15 protein-coding genes and 1 tRNA gene are annotated in these 15,899 nt (G+C 68.1%); 9 read left to right on the top strand and 7 right to left on the bottom strand.

All coding sequences use genetic code 11. The annotated features are described in order from the left end of the window. Positions 1-7: 7 nt before the first annotated feature. Positions 8-1,135: a DNA (cytosine-5-)-methyltransferase gene (gene dcm, locus AB0M14_RS05020; RefSeq protein ID WP_364991311.1), complete on the bottom strand. Its 1,128-nt coding sequence runs from the start codon at positions 1,133-1,135 to the stop codon at positions 8-10. Between the two features lie 271 nt (positions 1,136-1,406). Here dcm and AB0M14_RS05015 point away from each other — a divergent pair, with 271 nt between their 5' ends. The 3 genes from AB0M14_RS05015 to AB0M14_RS05005 all read left to right on the top strand — a co-directional run bounded on the left by AB0M14_RS05015 (position 1,407) and on the right by AB0M14_RS05005 (position 5,107). Next, a complete protein-coding gene (locus AB0M14_RS05015) occupies positions 1,407-2,657 on the top strand; it encodes a KasA/KasB family beta-ketoacyl-ACP synthase (RefSeq protein ID WP_364988902.1) in 1,251 nt (416 codons plus the stop codon). Positions 2,658-2,792: 135 nt separating this feature from the next. Beyond that, positions 2,793-4,712, top strand: a complete 1,920-nt coding sequence (gene fadD32 / locus AB0M14_RS05010; RefSeq protein WP_364991308.1) for a long-chain-fatty-acid--AMP ligase FadD32 — start codon at positions 2,793-2,795, stop codon at positions 4,710-4,712. Positions 4,713-4,852: 140 nt separating this feature from the next. Then, positions 4,853-5,107, top strand: coding sequence for a hypothetical protein (locus AB0M14_RS05005; RefSeq protein ID WP_364988900.1), 255 nt, complete (start codon positions 4,853-4,855; stop codon positions 5,105-5,107). A 40-nt stretch (positions 5,108-5,147) separates the two neighbouring features. Here the strand turns inward: AB0M14_RS05005 and AB0M14_RS05000 are convergent. The 3 genes from AB0M14_RS05000 to AB0M14_RS04990 all read right to left on the bottom strand — a co-directional run bounded on the left by AB0M14_RS05000 (position 5,148) and on the right by AB0M14_RS04990 (position 6,272). Beyond that, positions 5,148-5,238, bottom strand: a tRNA-Ser gene (locus AB0M14_RS05000). A gap of 45 nt (positions 5,239-5,283) precedes the next feature. Further along, positions 5,284-5,736, bottom strand: a complete 453-nt coding sequence (locus AB0M14_RS04995) for a nucleoside deaminase (protein WP_364988898.1) — start codon at positions 5,734-5,736, stop codon at positions 5,284-5,286. Continuing rightward, the gene (locus AB0M14_RS04990) at positions 5,733-6,272 is read right to left on the bottom strand and encodes a tRNA adenosine deaminase-associated protein (protein WP_364988896.1); all 540 of its coding nucleotides are present in this window, start codon (positions 6,270-6,272) and stop codon (positions 5,733-5,735) included. Before AB0M14_RS04990 ends, AB0M14_RS04995 begins: the two co-directional genes overlap by 4 nt. A 58-nt stretch (positions 6,273-6,330) precedes the next feature. On the opposite strand from AB0M14_RS04990, the gene AB0M14_RS04985 reads away from it, so the two are divergent. After that, entirely contained in the window at positions 6,331-7,281 is a 951-nt protein-coding gene (locus AB0M14_RS04985; protein WP_364988894.1) for a prephenate dehydrogenase, read from the top strand. 17 nt (positions 7,282-7,298) lie between these two features. On the opposite strand, the gene AB0M14_RS04980 is transcribed toward AB0M14_RS04985, so the two are convergent. The 3 genes from AB0M14_RS04980 to AB0M14_RS04970 all read right to left on the bottom strand — a co-directional run bounded on the left by AB0M14_RS04980 (position 7,299) and on the right by AB0M14_RS04970 (position 11,835). Further along, complete coding sequence (locus tag AB0M14_RS04980) at positions 7,299-7,847, bottom strand: putative glycolipid-binding domain-containing protein (protein WP_356972226.1); 549 nt, start codon at positions 7,845-7,847, stop codon at positions 7,299-7,301. Between the two features lie 182 nt (positions 7,848-8,029). Continuing rightward, positions 8,030-10,009 (bottom strand): ABC transporter ATP-binding protein, encoded by a 1,980-nt coding sequence (locus AB0M14_RS04975; RefSeq protein WP_364988892.1) that lies wholly within the window; start codon positions 10,007-10,009, stop codon positions 8,030-8,032. Continuing rightward, positions 10,006-11,835, bottom strand: coding sequence for an ABC transporter ATP-binding protein (locus AB0M14_RS04970; RefSeq protein ID WP_364988890.1), 1,830 nt, complete (start codon positions 11,833-11,835; stop codon positions 10,006-10,008). The genes AB0M14_RS04975 and AB0M14_RS04970 overlap by 4 nt, the downstream gene beginning before the upstream one ends. Before the next feature lie 175 nt (positions 11,836-12,010). Between AB0M14_RS04970 and AB0M14_RS04965 the strand changes: the two genes are divergently transcribed. The 5 genes from AB0M14_RS04965 to AB0M14_RS04945 all read left to right on the top strand — a co-directional run bounded on the left by AB0M14_RS04965 (position 12,011) and on the right by AB0M14_RS04945 (position 15,893). Next, complete coding sequence (locus AB0M14_RS04965) at positions 12,011-12,289, top strand: antibiotic biosynthesis monooxygenase family protein (protein ID WP_364988888.1); 279 nt, start codon at positions 12,011-12,013, stop codon at positions 12,287-12,289. A 71-nt stretch (positions 12,290-12,360) separates the two neighbouring features. Beyond that, positions 12,361-13,857 carry a hypothetical protein gene (locus AB0M14_RS04960; protein ID WP_364988886.1) on the top strand — a complete coding sequence of 499 codons (1,497 nt, stop codon included), beginning with the start codon at positions 12,361-12,363 and terminating at the stop codon, positions 13,855-13,857. After that, the gene (locus AB0M14_RS04955; protein ID WP_364988884.1) at positions 13,854-14,984 is read left to right on the top strand and encodes a hypothetical protein; all 1,131 of its coding nucleotides are present in this window, start codon (positions 13,854-13,856) and stop codon (positions 14,982-14,984) included. Before AB0M14_RS04960 ends, AB0M14_RS04955 begins: the two co-directional genes overlap by 4 nt. 10 nt (positions 14,985-14,994) lie before the next feature. After that, positions 14,995-15,591 carry a TetR/AcrR family transcriptional regulator gene (locus AB0M14_RS04950; RefSeq protein WP_364988882.1) on the top strand — a complete coding sequence of 199 codons (597 nt, stop codon included), beginning with the start codon at positions 14,995-14,997 and terminating at the stop codon, positions 15,589-15,591. A 101-nt stretch (positions 15,592-15,692) separates the two neighbouring features. Next, on the top strand, positions 15,693-15,893 hold the full coding sequence (locus tag AB0M14_RS04945) for a hypothetical protein (RefSeq protein ID WP_364988880.1): 201 nt from the start codon (positions 15,693-15,695) through the stop codon (positions 15,891-15,893). Positions 15,894-15,899 lie beyond the last annotated feature (6 nt).

The following is a 15,899-nucleotide window of genomic DNA, read 5'->3' as shown; positions in this document are numbered from 1 at the left end:
AAGTTACTCAGGCCTGCATGCGCGCCAGATGGCTGTGCACGTCATCGAGGAAGCCGGGCGGGAATCTCAGATTGCCCAGGGTGGTGCGGCGTAGGAATCCCGCGGTGGCGCGGGCGGAGAGCAAGCGCGAATCGGCGAGGAAATTCTTGAGATCCTCGTAGGGTTCCTGGACCGGCCAGGTGGATACCGGCATACGTTGAGCAACCGCTCCGGCGCGACCCCACGCGGCTGTCGGCCAGGCCTCACCGTCGGCCAACGGCGTCCCTCTCGGAAACTCGCCTGCCGGGTCCGCCAGCCGCGCTCCGATCCACTCCGCCATCCGCACGCTCACCGCGTTGCCGACCAGCTTCCAGCGATGCCCGGCCCGCACGCCCGGCACCTCGGTCGCGGGGGCCGTCCATCCGGAATCGAAGCCCTGCAAGCGTTCCGCGTCGACGATCCCCGGTGTGACCAGCTCGCCGGAGGGCAGCCGCACCGCGGGCGGGCTCGCGATGCCCAGCGCCGACCCGCCCTTGAGCGTCGGCACCGCGTTCACCGCCCACCCCAGCCCGCGCACCCCTTCGGTCCAGTAGAAACCGCACGGATCCCGTTGCGGGTCACCGACTTCCATCGGACCGGCATCGGCGCCGAAGAGCACTGGGCGCGGATCCTCGGTGCGCGAGGCCAGCATCAGCACGCGCTGGCGGCGTTGCGGCAGCCCGAACGCGCGCGCGTCGACCACCCGGTACGCCCAGGTGTAGCCGAGTTCCTCCAGTACGCCGGTGATGTGGCGCATCGCCGCCCCACGGCCCAGTTGCAGCATGAACGGGACGTTTTCGATGAGCAGCCAGCGCGGACCGCGTTTGCGGCGCACCAGCCGGAACACCTCGTCGACCAAGCCGGAGCGGGACCCGGTGATGCCCGCGGTGCGCCCGGCCTGGGACAGGTCCTGGCACGGGAAACCGGCCGCCACCAGTTCGGTGCCCGCCGGGATCGCGCGCAACCGGGTGACGTCGGCGTGCAGCTCGACGCCGGGAAAGTGTGCGGCGAGCACGCCTTGGGCGCCGCGATCGATCTCGCACAGCAGCTCGCTGTGCCAGCCGTGCCGTGCGAGGCCGAGTTCCAGCCCGCCGATCCCGGCGAACAGCCCGACCATCCGCCCGCCCGTCACTGTCCACCTTTCAGCTGCAAGCTCTCGTTACCGCAGTGCGCAGTGCACGTTACTCGAGACGTCACAGCGCTGCGCGGCAGTGTGCGCCGCCGACCGCTCATTTAGTACGCCAGTACCAGGTTGCGTGTCTTGCTGCGGATTAGCTCGACCTGCCCGATAATTCGATTCGGCCCGAGCCGTTCTAGGCTTGCGGCGCTTTGCCGATCTTCCCGCGCAGTTCCCCGGTTCAACCCGTGATGCCAGGAGAGCGAGCCCCATGCAGAAACCGTCCACCCAGCGTGGCAACTTCCCCGATGTCGTCGTGACCAGCCTGGCCGCGACCACCTCCATAGCCGGCGATGTCGATTCGACCTGGAAGGGCCTGCTCAACGGTGAGAGCGGGATCGACGTGCTGGAAGACTCCTTCATCGACCAGTTCGGACTGCCGGTCCGGATCGGCGGGCACCTGAAGGTCTCGCCGTCGGCCGACCTCACTCCGGGCGAAGCCCGACGGCTGGCTTACTGCGAGCAAATGGCCACGGTGCTCGGCCGTGAGGTGTGGCGCAACGCGGGCAGCCCCGAGGTGGACAAGACCAGGCTCGGCGTCTCGATCGGCACCGGCCTCGGCGGCGCCGAGGCGATCATCGATCAGCGCGACAAGATGCAGAACGGCGGCTACCGCAAGGTTTCCCCGCTGACCGTGCAGTGGATCATGCCCAACGGACCGGCTTCCTGCGTCAGCCTGGAGCTGGGCGCCGGTGCGGGCGTGTGCACTCCGGTCTCGGCCTGCTCCTCGGGCTCGGAAGCGATCGCCAACGCCTGGAAGATGATCGTGATGGGTGACGCCGACATGGTGGTCACCGGCGGCGTGGAGGGTTCCATCCAGGCGGTGCCGATCGCCGCGTTCACCATGATGCGCGCGATGAGCACCCGCAACGACGATCCCAAGGCGGCCTCGCGGCCCTTCGACATGGACCGCGACGGGTTCGTCTTCGGCGAGGCCGGCGCGATGATGGTGATCGAGACCGAGGAGCACGCCAAGGCGCGCGGCGCGACGATCCACGCCCGGATCCTCGGCGCGGGCGTCACCTCCGACGGATTCCATTTGGTCGCACCGGATCCCGAGGGTTCCGGCGCCGCCCGCGCGATCACCCGCGCGCTGCAGACCGCGGGCCTCACCGCCCGCGACGTGGACCACATCAACGCCCACGCCACCGCCACCCCGATCGGCGACACCGCCGAGGCGAACGCGATCAGCAAAGCCATCGGCAACCACGCGTCGGTGTACGCGCCCAAGTCGGCGCTGGGACATTCGATCGGCGCGGTGGGGGCGCTGGAGTCGGTGCTGACCGTGCTCAGCGTCCGCGACAGCGTCGTCCCGCCCACCCTGAACCTGGAGAACCAGGACCCCGACGTCGATCTCGACATCGTCAAGGGTCAGGCCCGCCCCGGGCGCATCGACTACGCGGTGAACAACTCCTTCGGGTTCGGCGGCCACAACGTGGCCATCGCCTTCGGGCGGTACTAGGGAGAAGCCGAGTTATATCCAGGCGGAATGACTATGGGCGCATAACCTGCTAACCTTCCCGGCGCTCCATGGTCGATCTGTGTTCGGTGTCACGGCACTCCCGGTGCGTGCGTTGGATGAAGGATAAAAGCGATGATCGGCGAGACCTTTGACGACTATCTGGACGAACAGGGCAATATCAAGATCCTCGGGGACAAAACCCTGATCGACTTCGTCGACAAGCACAGCGCGGAGAACGGCGACGCCCTCGCCTACCGCTACATCGATTACTCGCGCGAGCGTGACGGCGAGTACCAGGACCTCACCTGGTGCGAGTTCGGTGTCCGGTTGCGTGCGGTAGCCGCACGGCTGCAACAGGTTTCGCAGCCGGGCGACCGGGTCGCGGTGCTCGCGCCGCAGGGACTGGACTATGTGGTGTCGATATTCGCCGCGGTCTACGCGGGCAATATCGCTGTGCCGCTGTTCGATCCGGAGGAACAGGGTCACACCGACCGGCTACACGCCGTGCTCGGCGACTGCACCCCGGCCGCGATCCTGACGGTCTCCACCTCGGCGGCCGGTGTGCGAAACTTCTTCCGGCACTTGCCCGCCGCGCAACGGCCGCGCATCATCGCCGTCGACGCGATTCCCGACAGCGTCGGTGAGACCTGGGTGCGCCCGGACATCAACATCGACAATGTCGCCTACCTGCAGTACACCTCCGGGTCCACCCGGACGCCCGCCGGCGTGGAGATCACCCACCGCGCGGTCGGCACCAACCTGCTGCAGATGATCGATGCCATTGGCGTGAAAGAGAACTCGCGCGGGGTCACCTGGCTGCCGCTGTTCCACGACATGGGGCTGCTGTGCGTCATCCTGCCGACCATCGGCGGCGGGTTCATCACCATCATGTCGCCGAGCGCGTTCGTGCGGCGGCCCTACCGCTGGATCAAGGAGCTGGCCGCGGTCTCCGACGGCGCCGGAACCTTCGCCGCCGCACCGAATTTCGCGTTCGAGCACGCCGCGGCCCGGGGGCGTCCGAAGGCGGGGGAGGAGCTCGATCTCTCCAACGTCATCGGTTTGATCAACGGCAGCGAGCCGGTCTCGGTGTCCTCGATGAAGAAGTTCAACGAGGCGTTCATGCCCTACGGGCTGCCGAAGACCGCGATCAAGCCCTGCTACGGCATGGCCGAGGCGACGCTGTTCGTCTCCGCGACCAAGGCCGAGGACGAGGCCAAGGTCGTCTACGTCGACCGCGGCGAGTTGAACGCGGGCCGCATGGTCGAGACGGATCCCGAGGCCGACAACGCGATCGCGCAGGTTTCCTGCGGTTACGTCGCGCTCTCGCAGTGGGCCGTCATCGTCGATCCGGACACCGGCGCCGAACGCGCCGAGGGTGAGGTCGGCGAGATCTGGCTGCACGGCGAGAACATGGGCATCGGTTACTGGGGGCGTCCGGAGGAGAGCGAAGCCACCTTCCGCAACAAACTCCAGTCCCGCCAGCCCGAGAGTCACGCCAAAGGCACCGACCCCGAAGCGCATTGGATGCGCACCGGCGATTTCGGCGCCTACGTCGACGGTGAGCTCTACATCACCGGCCGCGTCAAGGATCTCGTCATCGTCGACGGCCGCAACCACTACCCGCAGGACCTCGAATACTCTGCCCAAGAGTCGAGTTCGGCGCTGCGCCCCGGCTTCATCGCCGCCTTCTCCGTCCCCGCCAACCAGCTGCCCGCCCTCGTCTTCGACCAGGGCAGCCACTCCGGCCTGAAGTTCGACGCCGACGACACCTCCGAACAACTCGTCATCGTCGCCGAACGCGGCAGCGGCGCAGCCAAACTCGACCCCCAACCAGTAGCCGACACCGTCCGCGCCGCGATCTCCCAACGCCACGGCGTCACCGTCCGCGACGTCCTGCTCGTCCCCGCCGGCTCCATCCCCCGCACCTCCAGCGGCAAGATCGCCCGCCGCGCCTGCCGCACCGCCTACCTCGAAGGCACCCTCCGCGGCGGCTACCAGCAACAAGCCTTCCCGGACGCGGTAGACCGCGAGCCGGAAAGCGCGGGGGTCTCCTGAACCGACGCTGAAACAGAACTATCGAAGGCGGTACCTCCCAGGCGGTTCTTTATGCCCGACGGAAGATGGCTGTCCGAGCCTCACATGCCGGTTTGGATGGCCGACCAGTTGGAAGCCTTCGCTGCTTGGGAGGAACGGCAATGAGCGACAAACTGCCGCAGACAACTGCAGATCTGAAGAACTGGATGGACAACCTCACCTACGACTTCGACGCGCCGGTGCCCGAGCTGCCGCCGCCGGGGGCGGAGGGTGTCCTTGTGAAACGGTCGGTCAAGTGGTCAGCAGATCTGGATCAGCGGCTCAAGGCTGCCGCCGACGCCAAGGGCATGTCCCAATCCGAACTGACGCTTGACGAATCCGCTGGGCGGCCGAGCTGCCCGGAGCGGTTGACGTAAAAATGCCTCCGACCTGAGGGAATCAGGGCGGAGGCATTCTTGGCGGTGGCGGAGGGATTTGAACCCTCGGACGGGGGTTACCCGTCACACGCTTTCGAGGCGTGCTCCTTAGGCCGCTCGGACACGCCACCGCCGACAACCATACCGGAGCGGGGGTGGATCGCTAAATCGCCTGGTCAGCGTTGGCGGGAGAAGAAGGACGCGAGGAGGGCGGCGCAGTCGGGTTCGAGGATGCCGCCGCGGACTTGGGGGCGGTGGTTGAGGCGGCGGTCGCGGACTACGTCCCAGAGGGAGCCGACGGCGCCGGTTTTGGGTTCCCAGGCGCCGAAGAGGACGCGGTCGACGCGGGCCAGGACAAGGGCGCCGGCGCACATGGTGCAGGGCTCGAGGGTGACGGCGAGGGTGCAGCCCTCGAGGCGCCAGCCGCCGCCGTGCACGGTGGCGGCTCGACGGAGCGCGAGGACCTCGGCGTGCGCGGTCGGATCACCGAGGGCTTCGCGGGCGTTGGCGGCGCGGGACAGTTCGCGGCCGGACGCGTCGAAGACGACGGCGCCGACCGGGACGTCACGGGGATCGGCGGTAGCGGCCGCGGCGAGCGCGGCGCGCACCATCTCCGCGTCCGAGATCACCGTGGCAGTTTGTCCAGGACCGCCGATAGTTCATCGGCGAAACCGAGACGCTGGGCGATCATGCCGAGCTGCTCGTCCGGGTACAGGTCGGTGTCGGCGAGGATGACGCTCAGCACCGGCTCCGGCAGACCCAGATCGGCGAGCACGCCCAGATCGCCCTCTTCCCAGGGCTCGACATCGTCGAGTTCGTCTGGGTCGATATCGGGGATCTCGACGTTCAAGACCTCGAGCACATCGGCGGCGATGTCGTAGTCGATCGCGGCGGTCGCGTCCGAAACCAGCATCCGGGTGCCACTGGGGGCCGGCCGCAGCACGATGAAGAACTCGTCATCCACGTCCAGAAGCCCGAACACCGCACCTGAGCTGCGCAAAGCCTTCAATTCGGTTTCCGCTGTGGACAAATTGGTGAGGGCCGCCTGGCTCAATGGGCTACACCGCCATTTGCCTTCTTCACGGACCACCGCCACGGCGAACCCCTCGACGGCGTCATAGTCTTCCGACGCCGCACTGTTCGTGCCCGAGCGCTGTGCTGCCATGGTCGCAACGGTAGTCTGCCTGACCCGAAATGTTGAAGTCGTATGCCAATCTGTTCCGATGACGCCTGACCCGAAGGCCCCCGTTTGCGTGCTCGGAACCGGTTTGATCGGTGGATCCCTGGTCCGTGCCGCCACCGCCGCGGGTTATAAGGCTTGGGGCTACAACCGCTCAGAGGACGGCGCCCAGGCCGCGCGGGCCGACGGGTTCGACGTGACCTCCGATCTGGTGGCCGCACTGACCCGGGCCGCCGAGTCCGACGCGCTGCTCGTGGTCGCCGTGCCGATGCCCGCCGTCGATCACCTGCTGAGCGCGATCGCCACCTACGCTCCGGGTTGCCCGCTGACCGATGTGGTGAGCGTGAAGGGGCCGGTGCTGGCGGCGGTGCGCAAGCACGGCCTGGCGGCGCGCTACGTCGGCGGGCATCCGATGGCGGGAACCTCCGAATCGGGTTGGGCGGCAACCTTCCCCGAGCTGTTCCGGGACGCGGTGTGGGCGGTCGGCGTCGACGAGGGCACACATGTGGAGCCGTGGACCAGGGTGGTCAGGTTGGCTTTGGACTGTGGGTCCGTGGTGGTGCCGGTAGTGGCCGAAGAACACGATCGCGCGGTCGCGCGGATTTCGCACCTGCCGCACGTGCTCGCCGAAGCGCTGGCCGTCAGCGGCGCGAGCGGTGGACCGCTGGCCCTGGGGCTCGCGGCGGGTTCGTTCCGCGACGGCACCCGCGTCGCCGGAACCGCGCCCGACCTGGTGCGCGCCATCTGCGAGCCGAACGCCGGGGCGCTGCTCGAAGTGCTGGAGGACACCCTCACCGTACTGACCGCGGCCCGAGACAGCCTGCGCGACAACGGTTCTCTCGCCGACCTGGTGGAAGCCGGCCACGACGGCCGACGGGCCTACGAAACCGCCGACCGCCGGGAAATCACCGATATCCGCCCCGGCGACCACAATTGGCTCGAGGCGCTCCGCGCGGCCGGCCATCGCGGGGGCATCCTCACCAAACTCCCCTGACCACCACCCATTGCGGGTCAGATGCGTTCGGCGAGGCCCGGGTAGTCGAGGACGAAACCGTCGGCATCGACGGTGACGGTGGCGCTGGACACAGGAGACAGCACGTTGATGCCGTGCGGACCGCTGCTGTAGGTCAGGCTCGCTTCCTGCACCAGCAGATCCGGCAGTCGCACATAGACGACCGGGACCTGCACGTCCTGCACCGCGTTCTGCAATCCGAAGCGCCGGATCGGCAGGGTGTTGAAGAACGGGCTCAGCACCACGTCGACGTCCAGCGCACCGGCGAAGGTGGAGCGCACATGGCTGCCGCCCGCGTCGACCAGCCAGTAGTTCTCCTCGTCGCGGGCGAGCGAGGCATGCCGCTCCCCGGCCGGGGTGGTGGTGCGCAGCGATAGCCGTTTGGTGACGCCGCTCTCGTCGGTGACCAGGTCGTAGGAGGCGCTGAAGGCGGGATGTTCGTCGCAGGCGCCGCCGATCATGCGCCCGGCGGCGCGGATGCGATTGCCGTTGAGGGTGACGCGCACCGACTCCATCCGCGTCGCGTTGTGCGCGCGCCACGTGAGCATCGCCGGCCAGCGGGAAGCGGTGCCGGAGCCAGGGGCTGGGTTGGTCACCTATCTACCGTAAGCGACAAACCAGAAGAGCCTGCATCACACCAGCGACTCCGCACCGCCCCCGGCGGTCACGGACCATGCGCCCGCGCCCGGCCAACCCCGCAGCCGGCCGCGGCACGCATGGACCGCCCCTTTCACACCAGCGATTCGCGCCAGGCCGCGTGCAGGCCCGCGAACCGGCCGCTGCCGGTGATCAGTTCGGCGGGCGCGCCGTCCTCGACGATGCGCCCGTGTTCGAGCACCAGCACACGATCCGCGATCGCGACCGTCGAGAGCCGGTGCGCGATGATCACCGCGGTGCGCCCGTGCAGCACGGTTTCCAGTGCCCGCTGGACCAGCCGCTCGCTCGGAATATCCAAGCTCGAGGTGGCCTCGTCCAGGACGATCACCGCGGGATCGGCCAGGAACACCCGGGCGAACGCGACCAGCTGCCGCTGCCCCGCCGACAAGCGGCCACCGCGCTTCTTCACATCGGTGTCGAAGCCCTGTGGAAGCTTGTGGACGAAGTCGTACAACCCGACCGCGCGGGCCGCCGCGTGCACCTCGGCGTCGGTCGCGTCCGGTCGGCCGAGCCGGATGTTGTCGGCCACCGAACCGGAGAACAGGTACGCCTCCTGGGTCACCATGACGACGTTGCGCCGCAGGTCGTCATCCGCCACGTCCCGTAGATCGACACCATCCAGGGTGATGGCCCCGCCGGACGGGTCGTAGAACCGGGTGAGCAGCTTGGCCAGCGTCGACTTGCCCGCGCCGGTCGCGCCCACCAGGGCGACAACCTGCCCGGGTGGCAACTCCAGGCTGAACTCGGGCAGTACCGGCGTGGAACCGGGCAGGTCGGCGTCGAACTGCTCGGCGGCACTGCCGGCTTCATCGGCGGGCCGCTTGACCAGGTCTATGTCGGGGCCGTCCGGCAGGTCCGCGGGTTTCGATCCGGCGGCGTAGCCGAACCAGACCTTGTCCATCCGGACCGCGCCGGTCGCCTTTCCGAGCGGCACCGGCGTTTTCGGCTCCGGCACCGACGGCTCCTCTTCGAGCACACCGGAGATCTTCTCCAGCGCCGCCGCGGCGGACTGATACGCGTTGAAGACCTGTGCGAGTTCGTCGAGCGGACCGTAGAACTCGGTGAGGTACAACAGGTATGCCGCGAGCACGCCGACCGCGAGGTTGCCCTCGATGACCATCCAGGCGCCCACCACGATGATGATCACCGTGGTCAGGTTGCCGAGCAGCCTGGTCAGGCCGGCGTAGTCGCCCATGCCGCGCATCGCGGACACCGTCGCCTGGCGGTAGGCGGCGTCCTCGGCGGCCAGCACCGATTCGTTGCGCTGTTCGCGGCGGAACGCCTGGACCGCGCGCATGCCGCCCATCGATTCCACGAACTGCACAACGACTTTCGCGATGGCGCCGCGGGTCTTGCGGTAGCCGGCGCGCTGCCGGCGCTGCGCCCAGCGGGTGACCAGCAGCAGCGGGACGAACCCGGCGAGCACGATCGCGGCCAGCGTGAGATCCAGGTAGACCAGGATGACCGCGATGGTCACCACCGACAGGATCGCGCTGATCGCCTGGTTGAGCGCGCTCTCCAGCAGTTCCTGCAAGGTCTCGATGTCGCCGGTGAGCCGGGACACCACCTTGCCGGAGGTGTACTTCTCGTGGAACGCCACGCTGAGCCGCTGCATGTGCGCGAACGAGCGCACGCGCAGATCGAAAAGCACGCTCTGGCTGAGCTTTCCGGAGACCCGCAGGAACACGAAGGTGGTGACCATGCTGAGCGCGACCGTGCCGAGATATCCCGCCACGGTCCAGGTCAGCGGCGCCCAGTTGCCTTTGCCGCCCTGCGTGATCGCGGTATCCAGGCCGTAGGCGATGAACAGCGGACCGGCCACCTTCGCCGCGTTGTCCACCACGATGAGGACCAGCGCGAGAATCGCCTGGCGGCGGTAGGGCCGGACCAGGTCGAGCAACAGCCGCCGGGAACGCTCGGCCAGCACCAGGTTTCCGGTCGCGGTGACCTCTTTGTCCTCGCTGGCGATGCCACGCCAATCCGCGACCTCATCGCGTCGGTGCGATTCCTCCGGCGCCGCCGCGTCTTTCGACTCGATCGTTTCGGTGCTCATTGCTCACCTCCCATCAGTTCTCGGTAGACACTGCTGCTGCGCAGCAATTGGTCGTGGGTGCCCTCGGCGACGATGCGCCCGCCGGCCAGCACCGCGACCCGATCGGCCAGCGCCGCCGTCGAAGGCCGGTGTGCGACAAGCAGCGTCGTCGCGTCCGCGAGCACGCTGCGCAGCCGTTCCTGCACCCGCTCCTCGGTCTCCACGTCGAGCGCCGAGAGCGGATCGTCGAGCACCATGACCCGGCCGCCCTGGCCGGTGCCGGCCAGCACGGCCCGCGCCAGCGCGAGCCGCTGCCGCTGCCCGCCGGACAGGCTCATGCCCTGCTCGCCGATCCGGGTGTCCAGACCCCAGGGCAGGTTGTCCACGAACTCGGTGGCCTGTGCGACGTCGAGGGCGCGCCGCACGTCCTGGTCGGTGGCCGCCGGGTTGCCGAGCGCGACGTTCTCCCGCACGCTCGCCGAGAACAGCACCGGCTCCTCGAACGCCACCGACACCAGCGACCGCAGGTCCGAGACCCGCATCGCGGCGATGTCGATGCCGTCGATGCTGATCACGCCGCCGGAGACGTCGTAGAGCCGCGGAATCAGGTTGAGCAGCGCGGTCTTTCCGCTGCCCGTGGCGCCGACCAGCGCGACCGTCTCGCCGGGGCGCACGGTGAGCGAGATGTTCTCGAGCACGTCCCCGCTCCCCGCGTCCGACTCGCGCGGGAAACCGAATCGCACACCGTCCAAACGCAATTCACCACGCACCTGGGCGGGCAACCGCACCGGTTCGGCCGGATCGGTGATATCGATCGGGGTATCGATGATCTCCCAGTACCGGTCCGCCGCCGTCCGCGCGTCGTTCCACTCGGCCAGCAGGAAGCCGGTCCAGATGATCGGCCACTGCAGGAAGTTGGCGAGGGTGATGCAGGCGACCAGGGTGCCGAGCGTCATCGATCCGTTCGCCACCGCGTACGCGCCGTAACCGAGCGCGAACGCGATGGCCAGCTGCGGCACCGCCACCATGGCCGACCACAGGTTCGCGTCCAGGCGCACCTTGAGCAGCTCGGTCTTCTGCAGTTCCCGCGACTGTGCGGTGAACCGGGTGCCGAAGAACGCGCCGCGCCCGAAGGCTTTGAGCACGCGCACGCCCTGCGCCGATTCCTCGGCCGTGGTGGCCAAGTCGCCCGACTGATCCTGGGAGCGCCGCGAGGCCACCGCGTACTTGCGTTCGAAGCGGACGCAGAACCAGGTCAGCGGGATCGCGATGAGCGCGAACAGCAGCCCGATCTGCCAGCTCAGCACGATCAGCACCACCATGCCGACCGGAATCAGCACCAGGTGGATCAGCAGGAACGGCCCGATGAACGCGATGAACTTGCGCAGCGTCGCCATGTCGTCGACCGCGCGCGAGAGCAGCTGGCCCGACTCCCAGGCGTCGTGCCGCCCGATTGCCAGTGCCTGCAGCTTGCGAAAGATCTTGGCGCGCATGGTGATTTCCACCTGGGTCGCCGGCTTGGAGACCAGCCAGCGCCGGCCCCAGACACCCAGCGCCTCCAGTAGCCCGAGCGCCAGCACCAGCGCCACCGGCCACAGCAGGCCGGCGAAGTCGCCCCGGGCAAGCGGCCCGTCGATGATCCGGGCGATCACGACCGGAATGACCACGGCGGTCAGGGCGCTCAGCAGTGCCAGCCCGGTGGCCGCGAGCAGGGTGTTCCGGTGCGGGCGCACGTACGGCCCGAATCTGCGCAGCGAGAACAGGCGGCCCGGCGGCGTGGTCGCCGTAGGCCGCGGAAGTCTGTCGCCTTCCGATTCGGCGGCAGGTATCTCCAGTGCTACTGACAAAGCTCCCCCTCGGGTTGGTGGTTTGCGGTGTCAAGAACGCGACGCCCGTGATGTTCCCACTGGGGTCCGACATCTCAGGGTGTCAAAGCGACGCGTTCCTGGCCACTGAATTTCCAGCCAACAACCTGAAGTAATGTTGAAGTCAAGTCCGTCGTCGCGGAATAGACTCCGCGCCATGCTGATCGTCGCCGGACATCTCCGCGTCACCGACCGTGAAAAATACCTCGACCAGTGCAAAGCGGTCGTCGAACAGGCTCGCGCCACCCCGGGCTGTCTCGACTTCAGCCTCGGCGCCGACCTGCTCGACCCGGACCGCGTCAACATCCTGGAGCGCTGGTCCACCCGCGCGGCCCTCGACGCCTTCCGCGGCGCGGGCACCGCCGGCGACCTCGACGCCCAGATCCTTTCCGCCGACGTCGCGGAGTTCACCTGCGACAGCGAAGCCGCCCTGTAGTCGCTATTGACAGACCGGCCACCCACGGTCATACACTCTCGGCAGATCTGTATGACCAAAGGTGGTTGATCGTGGTGGTTGGTAGGCGAGCCGTCGTACTCGGTGGCAGCGTCGCGGGCTTGTGCGCCGCGGGCGCGGTCGCGCCGTACTTCGACGAAGTGCTTGTGCTGGAACGGGATTCGCTACCCGCCGGGGCGGATCACCGGCGCGGTGTGCCGCAGAGCAAGCACCCGCACTTCCTGCTGAACTCGGGGCGGCGGGCCATCGAGACGTTGTTCCCCGGATTCGAGCAGACGCTGCTCGCGGCGGGCGGCCGGCTACTGAACGCCTCGCTGAACACCGCCTACTGCGAGGCGGAGGGGTGGGCGCCGCGCAAGCGCGGATCGATGACGATGATCTACGGCTCGCGGATCATGATCGAGCGGGTGCTGCGCGACCAGGTCGCCGCGCTCGGCAACGTGACGATCCGGGAACAGGTGGGAGTCCGGGGGATTCAGGCCGTCGACGGCGGTACCGCGAACGGCCGGGTCACCGGTGTGCGCGTGCAGGGCACCAGCCGCACCGAGGAGATCATCGAGACCGACCTGGTGATCGACGCGATGGGCCGCGGCTCGGCGGCCACCAGCTGGCTGACGGCCGCGGGCTGGACCGAACCGCCGGTGCGGTCACTCGACGCCAAGGTCGCCTACACCTCGATGTGGCTGCAACTGCCCGAGGAACGACCGGCGAGCTGGTGGTGGGAGCACATGGCGATCATGCCCAGCCAGGACAAGGGCGCGCACCCGGTCGAGCACGAATTCCTGGTCAATTTCTTCCCGATCGAGGGCGACCGCGCGATCGCGTGCATGGGCGCCTGGGGCCACGAATTGCCCAAGGACGTCGACGATTTCGTCGACGCCGCGCGAAAGATCCGGACGCCCGCCTTCGCCGCGGCGATGGATCTGTGCGAACAGATCTCCGAGGTGCATCACACCCGATCCACCGGAAACAAGTGGCGCCGTTTCGATTTGATGCAGCACCCGCCGCTCGGCCTGGCCGTGATCGGTGATTCCATCTGCGCCTTCAACCCCTTCTACGGCCAGGGCATGAGCTCGGCGGCGCGTTCCGCGGTCATCCTGGCCGAACGGCTGCACGCCTCGGCGACGCTCGATCGCGGGTTCGCCACCACCTTCCTGGCCGCGCAGCGTAAGTCGCTGGAAGTGCCGTGGATGCTGGCGATGGCCCGGGATCAGGGCTACGAGCACGCGACCGGCACCGAGGTCGTCGCGCCGTGGCGGCGGCGGATCTCGGCGGCGACGGTCTGGCCGGTGTTCAACCTGATCTCCACCGCCGGCCGCGAAGATCCGGCCGTCGAAGACCACTTCGCCCGCGTGTTCAACCTCGACGAGTCGATGACCGAGATGATCCGCAACCCGCGCTTCCTCGCCGGTCTGCTCCGGCACAAGGTCAAAATGCTGCTGGGCCGGGCGAAACTGCCGCGCGCCTTCGATATTCGGCAGGACCCGCCGGGCACCGACTACACCGAGGGGCGTCCGGCCGCCGCGCGCCAGACCGGGGTGGCGGCATGAGCGCGACCTGCGATCCGGTAGCCGAACGGATCACCGGGGATCTCGGCTTCTCCTGCCATGACGTGAATCCCGTTGTCACCCTGCGTAACCCGGCGGAGCTGGCGAACTGGACGCTGCCGGTGCTGGAACTCCTGATCATCGCGGGCGCGATCTTCGCGCTGGTGCACGCCATCCGCCGGTTGCGCCGCGACGGCGATCCGGCCAATCTCGCGCTGTGGTTCGCCTCGCTGGTGTACCTGTTCGTCATCGAACCGCCGCTGTACTTCCCGGAGTGGTTCGGATTGCAGGAAGAAGTCGGATTCTTCTTCGCGCACAACGTGTTCACGGTGCAGTTCATGTACGACCGGCTGCCGCTCTACATCATCGCCATCTATCCCGCGCTCAGCCAGCTGGCCTATGAGCTGGTCCGCACCCTCGGGGTCTTCCAGCGCAAGCGCGGCGCCCTGATCGGCGCGGTCTGCGTCGCCTTCGTCTGCCAGGTGTTCTACGAGATCTTCGATCAGCTGGGACCGCAGCTGAAGTGGTGGGCCTGGAACCTGGACAACGATCTGAACCAGCCACTGCTGGCCTCGGTCCCGCTGAACAGCGTCATGCTGTTCGCGTCGGTGTCCTTCGGCACCCTGACCTATCTGATCGTGAAGCTGGTCGAGCAGCCGAACCGGCGTCGGCGACTCGGGGCCTTCGCGCTGCTCTGGCGGGTGCTGGTGGCGGGCGCGCTGGTGCCGATCAGCATGTCGATCGCGGGCATTCCGGCGTCGATCTTCGGCGGCGAGACGCCCAACCGCACCGCGCAGGGCATCGTGCTCGCCCTCGAGATCGCCGCCCTCTGGATCGCCGGCGCGATCCTGCTGTACCGGCAGTGGCGGCGGGGGAGCGCCGAAGCGCTCACCCCCTACGTGCGCATTTATCCGGTCGTGTACCTGGTGGTGTTCGCGGTGCTCTGGGCCGCGGCGCTGCCCGAATTCCTCGACGCGACGGACGGCCGGACGCCGGGCGGCACCTACATCGGCAACGCGCCCTATACGGCCGCCTGCTTCGTGGTTGCCCTCGCCTGTCTCGCCGCGGTGTACTTCCGTCGCGCGTCCACTGAGCGGCCGGAGAAAGTTCCGGCCGGTAGCACCGTGTGATAATCCTGCGGTGCGAACCCGCGGCTGGGATGGTGATCTACCCCGAGACGAGACCGAGGCCCGGGCCCGGATCGTCGCCGCGGCCACCCGCTGTGTCGATCAGCTCGGCCCGGCCAAGGTCAATATCGCGGCGGTCGCGGCCGAGCTGGGCATCACCCGTCAAACGGTGTACCGCTACTTCCCGAGCCTGCCGGAATTGCTCTTGGCCGTCGCCGAGGCCGGAGCGGAGCAGTTTCTCGATCGGATGCAGGCCTTCGTCGCGCACATCAGCACGCCGGTGGAGGCCGCCACCGAATCGATCGTGTTCACCCTCAGCACGATCCGCAGCGAGCCCTACCTCGGACTGCTGCTGCAGACCGGGGAGAACGTGACCTTCAGCCGCGGCGCCACCTCGGCCCGCGCCACCTCCTACGGCGCGCAGATGCTGGCCCGCATGCCCGTCGACTGGCCGGCGTTCGGCATCCGCGACGACGAGCTGCCCGACCTCGCCGAGATCATCATGCGGCTGACGTTCTCCTTCCTGCAGTACCCCGCCGACCCGCCACATTCCGACGCGGAACTGCGGACTCTCATCCGGCGCTGGCTCGGCCCGGCTTTGCGCGGATAAAGCGTGTCGCGGTGGGTATATCGCCCACCGGATAGGAGCGGGAAGGAGCGGCGCGCCGATGCGCCGCCGACGGCCGCTAGAGAAAGATGCGCGAGAGTTACATGAGAATCGGAAGTGTCATAGTTCTGATCTGGCTGCTGATCGGTGTGATTGCCTCAGCTCAGCGAAATTATTTCGACAGTGGGCCGGTCAACTGCGCCGGGTTCGGCACGATCGTCGTCACGGTGATCGCGGGGCCGCTCAACTACATGGGCGTCAACCCCAAGGTCGACGATTGCAATGTGCCCCAACCCAGTCCGTAAGCAAGT

Source organism: Nocardia sp. NPDC051832 (assembly GCF_040681285.1).
GTDB lineage: Bacteria > Actinomycetota > Actinomycetes > Mycobacteriales > Mycobacteriaceae > Nocardia.
This window is presented reverse-complemented; position numbering and strand designations above follow the sequence as displayed.